Here is a 15,575-nt window from a genome sequence, read left to right as displayed (position 1 = left end):
CTCCCTCCTGACTCGGCACCCGATGTAAGAACGATCGTTAACGAACCATCTGCTGTATCCGATCGACAAGCAGAGGGCCTTGCTCCTTCGAGCGGCAGATCAGCAGCGTCGTATCGTCTCCGCTGATCGTCCCCATGATCTCCGGCCAATCCATCCCGTCCAGCAGGGAAGCGATCGTATTCGCGGTTCCCGGCATGCACTTCACGACGACCAGGTTCTCGGCCGCTTCGGCTTGAACGAAATGATCGGCGAGCGCCCGCTTCAGCTTTAGCGCCGGATTGAAGCGCTGATCGAGAGGCATGGAGTATTTATACCGGCCGTCGTCGAGAGGCACTTTGATCAACTGCATCTCCTTGATATCGCGCGACACGGTCGCTTGAGTCACGTTGACCCCTTCGTTGCGCAGGGCTTCGACAAGCTCCTCCTGCGTCTCAATCTCCTTCATCCCGATCATCTCGCGAATTTTCCTCTGCCTCTGACCCTTCATCCTTGTTCATCCTCCACTTTGAATCGCACCGTATGTAACGCTTGTCCCTTCGGATCGGCGATAATGACGCCTTCGCACTCCGGGAACAGCAATGTGTAAGCAAGCAGCCTCTCCCTCAGCCCGGCCGCCGTCCATTCGATCGGCTTGCGGGCTCGGTCGAGCTTAACCAGATAATAAAGCTCGTCTTTCTGGACCAGATAATCGAAATAAAGGCGCGTCGCCTGCATCGGGCCGCCGTCTATGGATACCGCAAGCGGAATCCGATGCTTCCCGGAGAGAACCTCGTACCCGTTCGACTCCAACAGCGCGACCGAGTCGTCGGGCTCGACCGGCCCTTCCCGCATAAGGCGGCGCAGCCGCAGGCTCGGCGGTTCGTGCAGCCAACGGTTAAACCGGTGCGCTGCCCACCATAACAACAGCGCGACAACAACCAGAAAAATGAACCAATCGCCGATTCGGCTCATCGGACGATCCCCTCTCCCTGACCAGCAGGCCTTACGGCCTTTCCTAACCTAGTTCGAGGAAGCAAATCCAATCTCCTGTCGCGGAAGAACAAAAAAACCGGAGCTGGACGTGGAGAAGCGGTAGCCGTTAGGGCCGGGCCGTTCTTCGGCAGCTCCGGGAATCAATGCCCGAATGAATTGCTTGAGGTTCTAGCTGCCGCCCTTGCGGAAGACAGCCGCCGCCTCTTGTGCGGTACGCTTGGCCAACTGGCTAAGCTCCTCTTCTTTGGGAAGACCCGCTTGTCCGTCGGCTTCGGCCGATCGCCGCCAATAAGCCAGGAATTCGATGTTGCCCTCTCCCCCCGTTATCGGCGAGAAGGTCAACCCTTGAAGCTCGAAGCCCAAGCCTCCCGCGAAGGTCAGAATTTCCCTGATCACCGCTTCGTGGACGGAGGAATCCCGCACGACGCCGGATTTGCCGACCTGCTCCCGACCGGCCTCGAATTGCGGCTTAATGAGAGCGACGGTTCCGCTTCCTTCCTTAAGGAGCGGCGCCAGCGCCGGCAGAATGATCTTAAGGGAAATAAAGGAGACATCGATCGTTGCAAAAGTAGGGGCGGGGCCCTCCAATTGCTCGGCGGTGACGTTGCGGAAGTTCGTTCTTTCCATCACGCGCACTTTGTCGTTCTGTCTCAGAGACCAGTCGAGTTGATTGTAGCCGACATCGATCGCATAGACAAGAGAAGCTCCATTCTGGAGCGCGCAATCGGTAAATCCCCCCGTCGATGCTCCGATATCGAGCATGACGGCGTCCTTAAGATCGATCGAGAAGTGCTTGATCGCCTTCTCCAGCTTCAGGCCGCCGCGGCTTACGTAAGGATGGGGAGCGCCCTTCACCGTAAGGGCCGAATCGCGCGGAATTTTGGTTCCGGCTTTGTCTATCTTCTCGGAGCCGACGAGTACAAGCCCTGCCATGATGGCCGCTTTGGCTTTCTCCCGGCTCTCGAAATAACCTAATTCCACCAGCAGGACGTCCAGACGTTCCTTCGCAATCGCCGTCATGCTAGGTCGCCTTCTGGCGGACGCGCAGAGCCTTGGAACGCAGCTCGGCAGCCACATGCTCGGCCGTAAGGCCCGAATCGACTCTTTGCTCTTTGATGCTGGCATGCTCGATGAACCGGTCCGGGATGCCGACAAGCGATACGGACACGTTCGGGATATGATTCTCCGCGTAGAATTCCAGAATCGCGCTTCCGAGTCCGCCGGCAACCGCCGCTTCTTCCAGGACGACCAGCGGCAGATGCTCCGATGCCAATTCCCTCAGCATCTCCTCGTCGAGAGGCTTGATGAATCGGGCGTTGATCACGCGAACGTTCAAGCCGTCGCGCTTCAGAAGCTCCGCGGCTTCCTCGGCCACTTGAAGCATGGGTCCGACCGCCAGCACGGCGGCGAAGTCTCCGTCGCGGAGCTTCTCCCACTTGCCGATCGGGAGCGGCTGGGGATCTTCGTCCATCTCCACCCCTAATCCGTTCACGCGCGGATAGCGAACCGCGATCGGCCCTTCGTCGTATTCCACCGCCGTCTTCATCATGCGGCGTAGCTCGTTCTCGTCCTTCGGCATCATCAGGACCATGTTCGGGATATGGCGCAGGAAGGCGATGTCGTAGATGCCCTGATGCGTCTCCCCGTCGGCCCCGACGAGTCCGGCGCGGTCGATCGCGAAGATGACGTTGGCGTTATGGCGGCAGATGTCATGAACGACCTGGTCGTATGCGCGCTGCAGGAAAGTGGAATAAACGGCGAATACCGGCTTCATCCCTTCCATCGCCATTGCCGCCGCCATCGTCGCGGCATGCTGCTCCGCGATGCCGACGTCGAACATGCGGTTCGGGAAGCGCTTCTCGAAGCCGAGCAAGCCCGAGCCTCCCGGCATGGCCGGCGTGATGGCGACGATGCGGTCGTCCTTCTCGGCGAGCTCGATCAACGTATTGCCGAACACTTCCGTATACATCGGCGGGCCGACCGGCTTGACGACCTGTCCCGATTCGATCTTGTATGGGGTGATTCCATGCCACTTGTGGGAATCCGCTTCCGCCGGAGAGTAGCCTTTGCCCTTCACCGTCAAAACGTGAAGCAGCACGGGACCGTCCACCTTATCCGCCTGGCGCAGCGCCTCGACCAGCTTCTCGGTGTCGTGACCGTCTACGGGCCCCAGATACTTTAAGCCGAATTCCTCGAAGAGCATGCCCGGAACGACCAGGTATTTGATGCCGTCCTTGAACCGTTCCGCCGTCTTGGCAAGCTTCCCGCCGACAGCCGGAATCTTGCGGAGAAACGCTTCGAATTCTTCCTTCGCCTTGCGGTAGGTCTTATCCGAACGCACCTTGCCGAGGTAGTTATGAAGCGCACCGACGTTCGGCGCGATCGACATCTCGTTATCGTTAAGGATCACGGTGAGCTTGCGCTTCTCATGTCCGATATGGTTAAGAGCTTCCAACGCCATGCCGCCCGTCAAGGCGCCGTCGCCGATAACGGCGATGACCCGGTTGCTCTCGCCTTTGAGGTCTCTGGCGAGCGCCATTCCCGCGGCCGCCGACAGCGAGGTGCTGCTGTGACCGGCTTCCCAGACGTCGTGCTCGCTCTCCGTCCGTTTAACGAAGCCGCACAAGCCGTCCTTCTGGCGCAGCGTATCGAACCGTCCCATCCGCCCTGTCAAGATCTTATGGACATACGCTTGATGGCCGACGTCGAAGATAAACTTATCCTTCGGACTGTCGAACAGGTAGTGCATGGCCAACGTCAGCTCGACGACGCCGAGATTAGGGGCCAGATGGCCTCCCGTTGCCGAAAGCTTCTCAATGAGAAAATGTCTGATTTCTTGAGCCAACTGCGGAAGCTCCGATAACGGAAGCTTCTTCAGATCAGTTGGACTGTCGATATGATCGAGCAGCAAGTAAGTTCCCCGCTTTCCCCCGAATTTGACGAAAGCACACCGTATCCAATATCCCTATGCAAGCAAAAACGCCTTCGGCATCCTCGGACGCCGGAGATGCTTTGCGTAGACGGCAAGGAATCGATCAGCGCGAAGCTTATTAATTCCTTGCCGTTGAATAAGCTCAGCGGCTCAAGCCAATTTCTTGTGTGCATATATCCAGTGCTGTTTTTAAATAATACGCCTATTATACCATAACCCCAAATCAAACCCCAAGCTTAACCAGAAGGTTTGTCTCTCGAATTCGACGAATTGCGAGAAGCGGTTGCATGCGCAAAAGCGCCTTCCCGAGGAAAGAGCTCATCGGAAAAGGCGCTTGTCGCTTCAATCTGGCCACTTATCGGATGCATTCGGTGGAATCAATGGTCTCTCTTCATCATGACGTTCGCGATATCCGTCAAGAGGTCGGAACGAGCGAGGCCCGCCGTGCGGATCGCTTCGACTGCTTCCTCTGTAAGGGAACGGACGCGCTCGCGGCTCGCATCGAGACCGATCAGGTACGGATACGTCACTTTGCCTTGCTTCTCGTCGCTCTTAAGCGGCTTGCCGAGCTTCGTCTCGTCTCCGACGACATCCAGAATGTCGTCCTGGATCTGGAAAGCGAGTCCGATGTTGCGTCCGAACAGCTCCAGTGCCGCCAACTGCCCTGGCGTCGCTTGCGCCGCGTGGCCTCCGGCTCTAAGCGAGCAGGCGATCAGGTCGCTCGTCTTGTGCAGATGGATGTTCTCGAGCTCCTCCATCGAGGTGATTCCTTGCTCTCCCAGCATGTCATCCGTTTGTCCGCCGACCATTCCCGGCAAGCCCGCGTAGCGAGCCAGCTCGGAGACGACCGAGAGAACCCGATCGGCCGGGACGCCCTGCGCCGCGGCCTGCGATGCCACGTAGAAGGCATGCGTCAGCAAGCCGTCGCCCGCTAGGATCGCCATCGCTTCCCCGTATACTTTATGATTGGTAAGCCGGCCTCTGCGATAATCGTCATTATCCATTGCCGGCAGATCGTCGTGAATCAGGGAATAGGTATGGATCATTTCGATCGCCGTTGCGAACGGCACCGCCTTCTGCCGGACGACCTCCTCGCCGGTCACGCTCTCGGCGGCGGCCAGCGCCAGGATCGGCCGAAGCCTCTTGCCCCCGGCATCCAAGGAGTAGCGCACCGCTTCGTTAAGCCGGGCAGGAACTCGCCAATCGGCAGGAACAATCTCCTTAAGCGAGGCTTCGACCAGATCCCTTAAGCCGTTCATGTAAGTATGAATATCGATCGTCTGAGCCAATTCGGTTACTCTCCTTTTATTCCGCTCCCGGTTCCTCGCGCAAGGCCCCGAACGGCTTCCGCTGAAGGCCGTTCTCGTCTTCGACGAGCATCTCGATCCGGCGCTCGACCTGCTCCAGCTTCTGCCCGCAGAGACGGGAGAGCGCGATGCCCTCTTGATAGAGCTCGATGGCCGTTTCGAGCGGCACGTCCGTGCTCTCCAGCTGGGACACGATTCTCTCGAGGCGGTCCATCGCTTCCTCGAACGACAGAGCAAGCTCTCCGTCGACGGCAGCCAGGTTGTCGGAAGCCACCTGCTGCTCGTTAGCTTTAGCCATTCCCGATCTCCTCCTCATGAAGAGCCCATACCTGGCATTCCAATCGCCCGTCCGCCAGACGGACTCTAACGACATCGCCAGGCTGAACCTCGTTTATCGTGCGAATGAGTGATTTTTCTTGTTCGTCGTACACCAGGCTGTAGCCTCTGGCCATGATCTTCAGCGGACTTAGCGCATCCAATTGCCGAAGTCCATGCCCGAATCGGCTGCGCTTCTCGCGCAACGCGGCCCGCATCGCCAGCGAGAGCCCCTTCGCCGCGTTATCCGCCCGCTTCCTGGCGAAGGCTGCCTGCTCTGCCGGGCTGACCGCCGCCAAGCGGCCTTCCAGCCGGGATAGCTGCTGCTTCGCGCGAGCCAGATGCCCTTCCGCCCGATACTTCAATCGGTCTCGGAGGCGATCCAACTGTTCGGCTCTTGCCAGAAGCGCTCTTCTCGGCTGCGTGAAGTACGGCGAACGAGCCGCATGGCGCCAGCGTTCACGAGACTTCGCGACGGTCAGCCGGAGAGACTTCGCCATGCGTACCTCCATCGAACTCAGCTGCTGGCGCAATTCGGCCGCATGCGGCACGGCTAGCTCCGCTGCCGCGGTCGGGGTTGCGGCTCGAAGGTCTGCGGCGAAATCGGCGATCGTGAAGTCCGTCTCGTGCCCGACGGCCGAGATGATCGGAATGGCCGATTGTCGTATGGCACGTGCGACTTCCTCTTCATTGAATGCCCAGAGCTCTTCAAGAGAGCCGCCTCCGCGGCCGACGATCAATACGTCGGCTTCCCCAAGGCGGTTCATGGCCGCGATGGCCTTGACGATCGAAGGAGCTGCCGTCGTCCCCTGCACGGATACCGGATAGAGCAGAACGGGTACGGAGGGATGCCTGCGCTGGAGCGTAATCAGGATATCCCGAACCGCCGCTCCCGTCGGGGAAGTGATCACTCCGATCGCGCGAGGATAACGGGGAAGCGGCCTCTTGAGCTGCTCCGAGAACAGCCCTTCTGTCTCTAGCTTCCGTTTAAGCTGCTCGAACGCGAGATACAGGCTCCCGATCCCGTCCGGCTGCATTGCCGTCACGTAGAATTGATACTGTCCATCGCGTTCATAGACAGAAACGCCTCCTCGCGCAAGCACCTTCATTCCGTCTTTCGGAACGAAGGGAAGCTTCTGGTTGTGCGAGGAGAACATGATGCTCTTTAACCTCCCGCTCTCATCCTTGAGCGTGAAGTACATATGTCCGCTGGAATGCCGGGTGAAATTCGAGATTTCCCCGCGCAGCCATACGTCTTGAAGCTGGCGGTCTCCCTCCAGCTTCATCTTGATGTAGCGATTGACGTCGCGGATGCTCAGCACGCGCGATGGTTCCATCTGTTCGCCTCCGCTCCGCAAATAACCGTTCTATTGGATGCCGTTCGTTCTTTTGGCGGCTTTGAGCGTATTGGCCATCAGCATCGTGATCGTCATCGGACCGACGCCCCGCGGAACGGGAGTGATCCAGCCCGCCACTTCGGCCACGTCATCATAATCGACGTCGCCGCACAGCTTGCCGTCCGGAAGACGGTTGATGCCGACATCGATGACGACGGCGCCCGGCTTTACCCAATCGCGTTTGACCATCTTCGGAACTCCGACGGCTGCAACGACGATGTCCGCTTCTCTAGCAACTTCCGGAAGATTAGGCGTCCGAGAATGGCAGATGGTTACCGTCGCATTCTCTCGGAGCAGCAGAAGCGATACCGGCTTGCCGACGATATTGCTTCGGCCGATCACGACGGCGTGCTTGCCCGCGGGCGAATTGCCCGTGCGTTTGAGCAGCTCGATGCAGCCCGCCGGGGTGCACGGCAGCAAAGAATCGTCCCCGATCATCAGATTGCCGACGTTGATGGGATGGAAGCCGTCGACGTCCTTCACCACCGAGATGGCGTCGATGACCGGCTTCTCTTCCAGATGCTTGGGCAGCGGGAGCTGAACCAGAATGCCATGAATGGAAGCTTGTCCGTTCAACTTGTCGATCAGCTGCAGAAGCTCGTCTTGGGTCGTTTCGGCGGACAGGCGATGAACCTCCGAATAGAACCCCAGATCCTCGCAGGCTTTGGCTTTGTTGCGAACGTATACCTGGGAGGCCGGGTCTTCCCCGACGAGAACGACGGCCAATCCCGGTCGAATTCCCTTCTCCAGCAGCGAAGCGACATCCGCTTTGATCTCTTCGCGTATCGTGTCCGATATCAGCTTGCCGTCGATTACTTGCGCGCTCATGCCTGATCCCCTTCCTCCGCTTGGCTTGAGGCCGAAGTGGCCTGCGATTCCTTGCCCGCCTGCTTCTCGCGAATCATGCGGCCCAGAACGCCATTGACGAACTTGCCGGACTCTTCGGTTCCGAAGTGCTTAGCCAGCTCGATCGCTTCATTGACGACGACCTTGGCCGGCACCTCCGTCCGGTATTCCAACTCATAAGCGGCGAGCCGCAGGATCTGGCGGTCGACGCGGGACAGACGATCGACTTGCCAGCCCGTCAGGTAGGCGGCGAGCTTGCCGTCCAATTCCTCGCGCTTATCGGATACGCCCTGCACGAGTTCGCGCGTGAAAGCGTCGACGGCGATAACGCCCTCGACATCCGCTTCGATCTCGTTATCCTGGCGGACCTCATCCATTACGGTATCGACAGCCGTTCCGGCTTCTACTCCGTTCATTTCCATCTGGTACAGACATTGCACCGTTACTTCTCTAGCCAATCTACGCTTCATGAATCCTCCGATCGAGTTCCGAGAACTTTGCATCCATCCATTATTTCCTATCCCCGTTTGGGGCTAGATCCATACCCAAGCCAATGCCCAATCGATGCCGTTGCGGCGCAGAAGAAGCATGGTCATACCCGAGACGCCCGTGAAGCTCGCGGTCGAAAGCCTTTAACGGCTTACCCGCCCATACATGCGTCGATCCCTAATCGACGATCGCTCGACGTTTAGGGATGCCTCTGAATGGCCGTGCCGCATGCAGCTGCCGGCGGGCTGCGTTCGAATTATCTTGTCCAGGGCCAACGGTCGTTCATCCATTCGGTCAATCGTCCCCAAGGCAGCAGCGGGCCGCGCTTGAGATCCTTGTTCTTGCCGATCGCATAACCTACGCCCATAAGGAGCGCGAAGAACAGCATATCCCAAAATCCGCTGATCAGATAAATGATTCCGAGCAGAAATCCTGCCGCTATTCCGACTGAGCGTCCGCCGTAGGTCTCCCACCATTCCTTCCACATGGGTGGCGTCCCCTCCCTTTATTCCACGCGGCTCTTGTACGTGGTCGGTGCCTGCGTCACATTCGCTATGTAGACGGATACCTCCGCGACAGGAATCCCCGTCGTCTCCTGGACGAGCTCGGAAACCGTCTTCTGCATCTCCTCCGACAGCGCCGGAATCGGCGTGTCTCCGTCGACGAACGCCCGAATCATGATTTGCAAGCCGGAGTCGGCCGCTCGGACGCGGGCTTTCAGGTCCTTGACCCCGCGCGTGCGGGAAGCCGCCTTAAGAGCCAAATTCTCGACCGTGTCGACCGAGATGCGGATATCGCCATGCTCCGTGCGCTGATTGATGGAAGGAGCATGTCCCCCGGAACGCTTGAAGGACAAGATAAAGAATCTAAGGCTAAAGAGAAGAACCAGGATGGCCGCCACGATAACCGTCACTTGAATAGCGCCGTTCTCGCCGACGATATCATCCACGACGTCTTTAAGCCAGCCGGCGTCGAAGCCTCCGGCAGCCATGATGATCGCGAATACGGATGCGATTCCGATCGCCAGGCTGTACACGAATAAGAGCAGCCTATCCACTACTTTGATCAACTTGAGTCTCCTCCAGTCCTGACCTGCCTTGAGCTCCTGTCTCTAGCATAGGCGTTAAGCCTATTAACCCCGAATGATGGAGAAAAAGCGCCTAACAGCCGACCCTCGCGAGGAATCGGCCGTCACGCGCCGGCATTCGCAAGCCGAATGGTACGTCCGCCTTGGCCATGCCTTTAAGCGGATGCGTTATCGGACACGCGCATGCGTCTCATCTTCTTCTATCTTCTCGGCGGCTTTGAACTGAACGTCATGGATATGTACGTTCACTTCGACGACGTTTAGGCCGGTCATGACTTCGATCGAGCGCTTCACGCTGCGTTGAATCTCCGAAGCGACCTCTGGGATTCGTCTGCCGTATTCCACGACGATGTTAACGTCGACAGCGGCTTCGCGCTGGCCGACCTCTACCTTTACGCCTTTGGACAGATTCTTGCGTCCGAGCAGCTCGGCGATCCCGGAGGAGATGCCCCCGCTCATTCCCGCTACTCCATCAACCTCGACGGTCGCCAAGCCCGCAATAACCTCAATGACTTCCGGAGCGATCTGAATGGTTCCCATCTCGGTCCTTTCGTAATCCGGCACCAATGTTTCCATTCTTCAATCCACCTCCTTGATTCCATCATGCCGCTCCAATGCGGCATCGTGATTCTAATTCATACTATAGCATTGCCGAAGATTTATGACAAACTCCTTCGGACTTGCTTATTCTTCTTCTGCGATAGGAGCATGAATATCGTACTCTTCCAGGAACTTGATATCGAACGTCCCTTTATGGAAAATCGGATGCTCCAGCAGCTTCAGGTGGAACGGGATCGTCGTCTTGACTCCTTCGATCACGAATTCGCTCAGGGCGCGTCGTCCGCGGGCGATCGCTTCCTCGCGGGTTGGCGCCCACACGATCAGCTTCGCCACCATGGAATCGTAGTGCGGCGAGATCATGTACTGCGGATAAGCGCCGCTGTCCACGCGCACTCCCGGCCCGCCCGGAGGCAGATAGAAGCCGATCCTGCCCGGAGAAGGCATGAAGTTGCGGTCCGGATCCTCCGCGTTGATGCGGAACTCGATCGCGGCGCCTTGGAACTTCACCTGCTCCTGCGTGAAGGACAACGGGTTGCCTTCGGCGACGGAGATCATCTCTTTGATCAGATCGACGTTCGTGATCATCTCGGTGACCGGATGCTCGACCTGGATCCGAGTGTTCATCTCCATGAAGTAGAATTGACCGTCCGGTCCGAGCAGGAATTCGATCGTTCCCGCGCCGGAATAATCGACCGCCTTGGCCGCGCGCACCGCCGCTTGGCCCATGCGCTCGCGAAGCGCCGGGGTCATGACCGGGCAAGGCGCTTCTTCGACCAGCTTCTGGCGGCGGCGCTGCACCGAGCAGTCGCGCTCGCCGAGGTGGCAGACGTTGCCGTGCTTGTCGGCGATGATCTGGATCTCGACGTGCTTCATGCCCGTCAGATACTTCTCAAGATAGACGCCGGCGTTGCCGAACGCCTTCTCCGCTTCCTGCTGCGCCGTCGAGATCTCGCGAACGAGCATCTCCTCGTCGTCGGCTAGCCGGATCCCCCGGCCGCCGCCGCCCGCCGTCGCCTTGATGATGACGGGATAACCGATCTCGCGGGCGATGCGGACCGCCTCGTCGATGTCTTCGATCAAGCCGTCCGAGCCCGGAATGACCGGAACGTCGGCTTCCTTCATCGTCTGCTTGGCGACGGACTTGTCGCCCATGCGGGAGATCGCGTCCGCGGACGGTCCGATGAAGGTGATGTTGCAGCTCTCGCAGATGTCCGCGAAGTCGGCGTTCTCGGACAAGAAGCCGTATCCGGGGTGAATGGCGTCGCACTCCGTCAGAGTGGCAACGCTCATGATATTCGTCAGATTGAGATAGCTGTCTTTGGAGGCGGTTGGACCGATGCAGTACGATTCATCGGCCATGCGGACATGCAAGGATTCGCGGTCGGCTTCGGAATAAACCGCAACCGTCGTAATTCCCAGTTCGCGGCAGGCGCGAATGATGCGAACCGCGATCTCCCCGCGATTAGCCACCAAGATTTTTTGAATTTTCAAGACCAGAAATCCTCCTTTGTTGGAACCGGCGCGTTCAAAGGCCTTCTACGAATGGCTATTATTCCGGTTTAACGAGGAACAACGGCTGGCCGAATTCAACCAATTGGCCGTTCTCGGCTAGAATCTCGACGATCTCGCCTTTGACTTCCGCTTCGAGAGGATTCATCAGCTTCATGGCTTCCAGAATGCAGACGACGGTCTTCTCGTTCACGCGGTCGCCCGTGTTGACGAACGCAGGCGCATCCGGCGAAGGAGAACGGTAGAACGTGCCTACCATCGGGGATACGATCGAATGCAAGCCGGCGCGGCTGTTCGATTCGCTCTTCGCTTCCGTCTCGGCGGCCGGAGCGGCCGGCGCGGCTGGAACCGCTTGAGCAGGCGCTTGCACATATGTATGCGCGACTGGCGATGTTTGGACGTTTAGGACTTCCGTCTTGCCCGGCTTGCGAATCGCAAGGCGCGCTCCTTCGTTCTCGATCTCGAGTTCGTGAACGGAAGTTTGATCCACTAATTTAATCAATTCTTTAATCTCGCTTAACTTAAACATTGTTCGGACACTCCTTGGTTTCGGGGGTTCCCCGTCTTCGGCATCTATTAACGTTCCGATAACGGAACTATTATATCATAATCGAATGAAATGGAAAGAGCCCGGCCAATAGCCGAGCTCATCGAGGTTCCATCTTAGGGATTAGGAATGTATTGCACCGTCAGCTGGCTCGGCGTCACGCCAAGCTCCTTGGCCGCCAGATCGAGGATCGAGACGGCTTGCGCTTTGTCCAGCTTGTCGGCTTGGACGACGACCTTGTAATTGCTGTTCTCTTCTTCGACGACCGCATTCTCGTAGCTGGCGGTCAACTTGTCTTCCAGGCTCGAAATCTTCTCTTCGATCGCGTCCAGGCGAGTCAATTGCTCGGCTGCGGACGAAGCTTCTTCAGCGGTGCTGTTCGACGTATCCGCGAGAATCGCGTTAAGGCGCTCTTCTTCCTTGGAGTAGGCTTCCATTCTCTTAAGCTGAAGGTCGTCGAAGTATTCGCGGCCCGTAAGGGAGGAAGACATGCTGTTCATCACTTCCTCGTCGGACTTCCCGGACTTCCCGCTGCCGTCGGCCGGATTAGCGGTCGCGGACGTATCCTTCCCGTCCGTTCCGACGATCGTGTCTTCCTCGTCCGTCGCTGCCTGGTTGGTCGCGGCCGGATCCTTCGCAGCCGGGTCCGTCGTCCCTTTGCCGTTCGTTCCTTTATCCGTCGCGCCGGAACCGGAAGCGGCGTCGATCTGGGTGATCTGCACGCCGGTCTGGTTATCCGTGCCCAGCCCGTCCGTCTGCGCCTCTTGATGGACCGGCTGCCCGGCCGGGTTCGGATCTTCGGTAAACAAGTAGTACGCCGACAGAATCACCATCAAGCTCAGCATGGACACCAGCCAGATCGTTTGTCTTCTGTTATTCATCCTTCATAGCCTCCCATTTCGTTATCGGTCGTTCTCTATTGCTTGCGGGGGACGACCGAGATCCGGTGGATCGGAACGTCCAGCCCTCTGGCTACGGCTTCGGCGACGATTCGGTGGACGGTCGCATTCTCCGCGCCCTTCGCGACGATCAGCACGCCTCTTATTTTCGGATTCACTTTCTTGACCACGATTGGCGCTTGACCGCCGGATACCTCATACAGGACGACCTGTCCCTTCTTGTTGATCTGCGTGATATGACGCGTAGCCCCGTTCTTGTCTTCCTCGTTGGTGATCTGCTGCTGATACTCCTCGTTAAGCTGCACGATCGTCTCCTCGGTCGAATCGATGGTGATGAGAACGTCGACCGTGCCCACTCCGACGATATTCTCAAGCATTCCTTTGATGCGGTTCTCCAGCGACTGCTCGATATCGAGAAAAGGATCCTTGGCGTTATCCTCGCTGTTCAGGAACGTCTCCTGCTGCATGGGTTGGCCTTCTCCGTCGTTCGGCGGCGACAGTCCGGGGTCCTTCGCCGGATCGATCGTCTTCACGTTGAGGAAGGAGGCGACGAGCAGCAAGGCTGCGCCCAGCAGGCCGATAAGGACGAGCCAGCGGAATGCCTTGATTCGCTTCGGCCCGCCCGGGCCTCCCCCGATGAACGATTCCAACTGCTGCAGCCACTTCGCCATTCCTCTCGCCTCCCTGCTTCAGGATTTGGTCGCGGCACCGTCGACCATGATGCTTATCCGATCCGTCCCCATGCCGTACCTGGCGGACACGAGCGCGGCTACCTGCTCTTTGAACCGCTTGGCCTCCTCGGTCTCCTCGGTCTCCGCCTCCGCTTGAACCGGCCGGTCTTCGTCCGTCCCTTCGCCCCTGCCGATCTCTCCCAGATCGATGATAACGGGGGCAACCTCCCGGATCGGATTCGCCGCGCCGGCCGAGCCGTCTTGTTCGGAGCCGGCGGCGGACGGCTCGGCCAGAACGATGGCGACGGACTCCACCTGCAGCCCGCCTTTCCCGTCGGGCGTCGCCTTCACCCGAACGTCCCTAACGTCCGCTTTCCCTTCCGTCTCGACCGTCTGGCGAATCTGCGCCGCCAATTGGGCGGAGGCGAGACTGGCCGCCTGCTCCTCCCGCGACATCCGCAGCTTCGAAGCGTTCTCCTCGATCTGGGCAAGCTCCAGGTCGGAGGCGCCCGGGCGCAAATCGATCGATTCGATGCTGTCCGCGAGCTTCGTGCCGAAGTCGGACTTGACCCAAGACAGCATGGGACCTATCAGCGTTAGAAGGATGAACAGGCCTGCGATCAATCGGACATATCGCTGCATCGTCTTGTTCGGGAGCAGCAGATCGACCAGCGAGGCCAGCAGCACGACGGCGATTACCTGCTTCAACCATTCGGATAAGGCGGTCATCATCCCGTTCGCTTCCTCCCTTCGCTAACGCATCATGATGGAAGCGTTGCCTGCGGTCAGTATGATCGTGACGGCCAGGAAGAACATGAGGCTTACCGCGGCCAGGGCGGCGAACACGAAGACGAGGGTCTTCCCGATGATCTGCAGGCTCTGCACGATCGGCGTATCTCCAAGAGGCTGAAGCACGGCGGCGGACAGGTTGTAGATGAGCGCGAGCGTAAGGATCTTGATGGCCGGGAAGGCGCATAGGAAGAGCAGGATGACGACGCCCGCCAATCCGACGGCGTTCTTGACGAGCATGCTCGCCGAGAGCACCGTGTCCGCGGCGTCCGAGAACATCTTGCCGACGACCGGCACGAAGTTGGAGGTCACGAACTTCGTCGTCTTGATCGCGATCCCGTCGGCGACGGCTCCCGTCGCCCCTTGTATGGACAGTACTCCCAGGAACAAGGTGAGCAGCACCCCGAGGAACCCGACGCCGGCCGTTCGAAGCAAATTCGCCAGCTGCGTGACTTTGTACCGATCGCTGATCGTGCTGACCAGATGCAGGACCGCCGAGAAGAAGAGCAGCGGGAACACGAACAGGTGAATCAAGGTGCCGACCGTATGGATCATGAACACGATGAGCGGGTGAAGCACCGCGACCGTCGTGTAGCTGCCCGTGCTTGCCAGAAGCGTAAGCAGCAGAGGCACGGTGGCCAGCATGAATTGAACCATGTTGCCGATCGCGTCCGCGGCGTATTGCGTCGCCGTCCGGAAGCTGTTCACCGCGATGATGAGAAGCACCAGATAAGCGATCGCATAAGCGACCTTGCTGACCGCGTTGCGTTCGAACGCGTTCTGCATCGTCTCCAGGATCATCGTGAAGACGGCCAACATGACGATCGTCACGATCAGCTTGCCGCTGTAGAGAAGCTCGTGAAGGAAGAACTTAACCAGGCCCATCAGGATCTGCTCGGTACTGAAGCCTTTGCCGTCCGGGAACATCAGATCCTTCAAATCCGGCACTTTCCCGTCCGGGAAATAGCCGCCGTAGTCGTTGCTCAGCTGCTTCCAATATTGCTCGATCTGGCTGAAGTCCACCTCTCCCGCCTGCTGCTTGGCCAGCTCCGATGCCAGTCCGCCCGCCTCTCCCGCTTGTCCCGCGTCCGCGTCTTGCTGCGAAGAGGGAGCCGCTGCCGGCGAACCCGCGGCGCTCGCAGGAGCGGACGGAGCCAGCCAGACCAGAATCAGCACGGATAGGAAAAATACCAGGGACAGAAAGCCCGGCCGGCGGTTCGCGGCGAGGATAGGCGGCACGAGACTTCTCTCCCT

18 protein-coding genes are annotated in these 15,575 nt (G+C 58.8%); all 18 read right to left on the bottom strand.

The window, feature by feature from the left end; translation table 11 throughout:
• Positions 1 to 37 precede the first annotated feature (37 nt).
• Positions 38 to 487, bottom strand: coding sequence for a transcriptional regulator AhrC/ArgR (gene ahrC, locus ELR57_RS05970; RefSeq protein WP_126958108.1), 450 nt, complete (start codon positions 485 to 487; stop codon positions 38 to 40).
• Entirely contained in the window at positions 484 to 951 is a 468-nt protein-coding gene (locus ELR57_RS05965) for a hypothetical protein (RefSeq protein ID WP_126958107.1), read from the bottom strand. The genes ahrC and ELR57_RS05965 overlap by 4 nt, the downstream gene beginning before the upstream one ends.
• A gap of 189 nt (positions 952 to 1,140) precedes the next feature.
• Positions 1,141 to 1,992, bottom strand: coding sequence for a TlyA family RNA methyltransferase (locus ELR57_RS05960; protein ID WP_126958106.1), 852 nt, complete (start codon positions 1,990 to 1,992; stop codon positions 1,141 to 1,143).
• A 1-nt stretch (position 1,993) separates the two neighbouring features.
• On the bottom strand, positions 1,994 to 3,883 hold the full coding sequence (dxs, locus tag ELR57_RS05955) for a 1-deoxy-D-xylulose-5-phosphate synthase (RefSeq protein WP_126958105.1): 1,890 nt from the start codon (positions 3,881 to 3,883) through the stop codon (positions 1,994 to 1,996).
• 398 nt (positions 3,884 to 4,281) lie between these two features.
• Positions 4,282 to 5,163: a polyprenyl synthetase family protein gene (locus ELR57_RS05950; protein ID WP_126958307.1), complete on the bottom strand. Its 882-nt coding sequence runs from the start codon at positions 5,161 to 5,163 to the stop codon at positions 4,282 to 4,284.
• A 46-nt stretch (positions 5,164 to 5,209) separates the two neighbouring features.
• Complete coding sequence (gene xseB, locus ELR57_RS05945; RefSeq protein WP_126958104.1) at positions 5,210 to 5,509, bottom strand: exodeoxyribonuclease VII small subunit; 300 nt, start codon at positions 5,507 to 5,509, stop codon at positions 5,210 to 5,212.
• A complete protein-coding gene (xseA, locus tag ELR57_RS05940) occupies positions 5,502 to 6,863 on the bottom strand; it encodes an exodeoxyribonuclease VII large subunit (protein ID WP_126958103.1) in 1,362 nt (453 codons plus the stop codon). The genes xseB and xseA overlap by 8 nt, the downstream gene beginning before the upstream one ends.
• A gap of 30 nt (positions 6,864 to 6,893) precedes the next feature.
• The gene (gene folD / locus ELR57_RS05935; protein WP_126958102.1) at positions 6,894 to 7,751 is read right to left on the bottom strand and encodes a bifunctional methylenetetrahydrofolate dehydrogenase/methenyltetrahydrofolate cyclohydrolase FolD; all 858 of its coding nucleotides are present in this window, start codon (positions 7,749 to 7,751) and stop codon (positions 6,894 to 6,896) included.
• Positions 7,748 to 8,239 carry a transcription antitermination factor NusB gene (gene nusB, locus ELR57_RS05930; RefSeq protein WP_126958101.1) on the bottom strand — a complete coding sequence of 164 codons (492 nt, stop codon included), beginning with the start codon at positions 8,237 to 8,239 and terminating at the stop codon, positions 7,748 to 7,750. Before nusB ends, folD begins: the two co-directional genes overlap by 4 nt.
• A 275-nt stretch (positions 8,240 to 8,514) precedes the next feature.
• Complete coding sequence (locus ELR57_RS05925) at positions 8,515 to 8,745, bottom strand: DUF2273 domain-containing protein (RefSeq protein WP_126958100.1); 231 nt, start codon at positions 8,743 to 8,745, stop codon at positions 8,515 to 8,517.
• An 18-nt stretch (positions 8,746 to 8,763) separates the two neighbouring features.
• Positions 8,764 to 9,327 (bottom strand): alkaline shock response membrane anchor protein AmaP, encoded by a 564-nt coding sequence (gene amaP, locus ELR57_RS05920; RefSeq protein WP_126958099.1) that lies wholly within the window; start codon positions 9,325 to 9,327, stop codon positions 8,764 to 8,766.
• Positions 9,328 to 9,513: 186 nt separating this feature from the next.
• A complete protein-coding gene (locus ELR57_RS05915) occupies positions 9,514 to 9,921 on the bottom strand; it encodes an Asp23/Gls24 family envelope stress response protein (protein ID WP_126958098.1) in 408 nt (135 codons plus the stop codon).
• Positions 9,922 to 10,029: 108 nt separating this feature from the next.
• Positions 10,030 to 11,397: an acetyl-CoA carboxylase biotin carboxylase subunit gene (gene accC / locus ELR57_RS05910; RefSeq protein ID WP_126958097.1), complete on the bottom strand. Its 1,368-nt coding sequence runs from the start codon at positions 11,395 to 11,397 to the stop codon at positions 10,030 to 10,032.
• A gap of 58 nt (positions 11,398 to 11,455) precedes the next feature.
• Entirely contained in the window at positions 11,456 to 11,944 is a 489-nt protein-coding gene (gene accB, locus ELR57_RS05905) for an acetyl-CoA carboxylase biotin carboxyl carrier protein (RefSeq protein ID WP_126958096.1), read from the bottom strand.
• 134 nt (positions 11,945 to 12,078) lie between these two features.
• Positions 12,079 to 12,843: a SpoIIIAH-like family protein gene (locus ELR57_RS05900; RefSeq protein WP_126958095.1), complete on the bottom strand. Its 765-nt coding sequence runs from the start codon at positions 12,841 to 12,843 to the stop codon at positions 12,079 to 12,081.
• A gap of 35 nt (positions 12,844 to 12,878) precedes the next feature.
• Positions 12,879 to 13,532: a stage III sporulation protein AG gene (spoIIIAG, locus tag ELR57_RS05895; protein WP_126958094.1), complete on the bottom strand. Its 654-nt coding sequence runs from the start codon at positions 13,530 to 13,532 to the stop codon at positions 12,879 to 12,881.
• A gap of 18 nt (positions 13,533 to 13,550) precedes the next feature.
• Positions 13,551 to 14,264, bottom strand: coding sequence for a stage III sporulation protein AF (gene spoIIIAF / locus ELR57_RS05890; RefSeq protein ID WP_126958093.1), 714 nt, complete (start codon positions 14,262 to 14,264; stop codon positions 13,551 to 13,553).
• A gap of 21 nt (positions 14,265 to 14,285) precedes the next feature.
• The gene (spoIIIAE, locus tag ELR57_RS05885) at positions 14,286 to 15,560 is read right to left on the bottom strand and encodes a stage III sporulation protein AE (protein WP_238162418.1); all 1,275 of its coding nucleotides are present in this window, start codon (positions 15,558 to 15,560) and stop codon (positions 14,286 to 14,288) included.
• Positions 15,561 to 15,575 lie beyond the last annotated feature (15 nt).

The sequence above is a fragment of the Cohnella sp. AR92 genome, assembly GCF_003990975.1.
Lineage (GTDB): Bacteria > Bacillota > Bacilli > Paenibacillales > Paenibacillaceae > Cohnella.
This window is presented reverse-complemented; position numbering and strand designations above follow the sequence as displayed.

Coding starts and splice junctions, on each gene's coding strand:
- ELR57_RS05900 (WP_126958095.1), bottom strand. CDS start 12,843: ATGAATAACAGAAGACAAACGATCTGGCTGGTGTCCATGCTGAGCTTG.
- ELR57_RS05925 (WP_126958100.1), bottom strand. CDS start 8,745: ATGTGGAAGGAATGGTGGGAGACCTACGGCGGACGCTCAGTCGGAATA.
- spoIIIAG (WP_126958094.1), bottom strand. CDS start 13,532: ATGGCGAAGTGGCTGCAGCAGTTGGAATCGTTCATCGGGGGAGGCCCG.
- spoIIIAF (WP_126958093.1), bottom strand. CDS start 14,264: ATGATGACCGCCTTATCCGAATGGTTGAAGCAGGTAATCGCCGTCGTG.
- ELR57_RS05960 (WP_126958106.1), bottom strand. CDS start 1,992: ATGACGGCGATTGCGAAGGAACGTCTGGACGTCCTGCTGGTGGAATTA.
- ELR57_RS05950 (WP_126958307.1), bottom strand. CDS start 5,163: ATGAACGGCTTAAGGGATCTGGTCGAAGCCTCGCTTAAGGAGATTGTT.
- xseA (WP_126958103.1), bottom strand. CDS start 6,863: ATGGAACCATCGCGCGTGCTGAGCATCCGCGACGTCAATCGCTACATC.
- accB (WP_126958096.1), bottom strand. CDS start 11,944: ATGTTTAAGTTAAGCGAGATTAAAGAATTGATTAAATTAGTGGATCAA.
- ELR57_RS05965 (WP_126958107.1), bottom strand. CDS start 951: ATGAGCCGAATCGGCGATTGGTTCATTTTTCTGGTTGTTGTCGCGCTG.
- folD (WP_126958102.1), bottom strand. CDS start 7,751: ATGAGCGCGCAAGTAATCGACGGCAAGCTGATATCGGACACGATACGC.
- ELR57_RS05915 (WP_126958098.1), bottom strand. CDS start 9,921: ATGGAAACATTGGTGCCGGATTACGAAAGGACCGAGATGGGAACCATT.
- nusB (WP_126958101.1), bottom strand. CDS start 8,239: ATGAAGCGTAGATTGGCTAGAGAAGTAACGGTGCAATGTCTGTACCAG.
- ahrC (WP_126958108.1), bottom strand. CDS start 487: ATGAAGGGTCAGAGGCAGAGGAAAATTCGCGAGATGATCGGGATGAAG.
- xseB (WP_126958104.1), bottom strand. CDS start 5,509: ATGGCTAAAGCTAACGAGCAGCAGGTGGCTTCCGACAACCTGGCTGCC.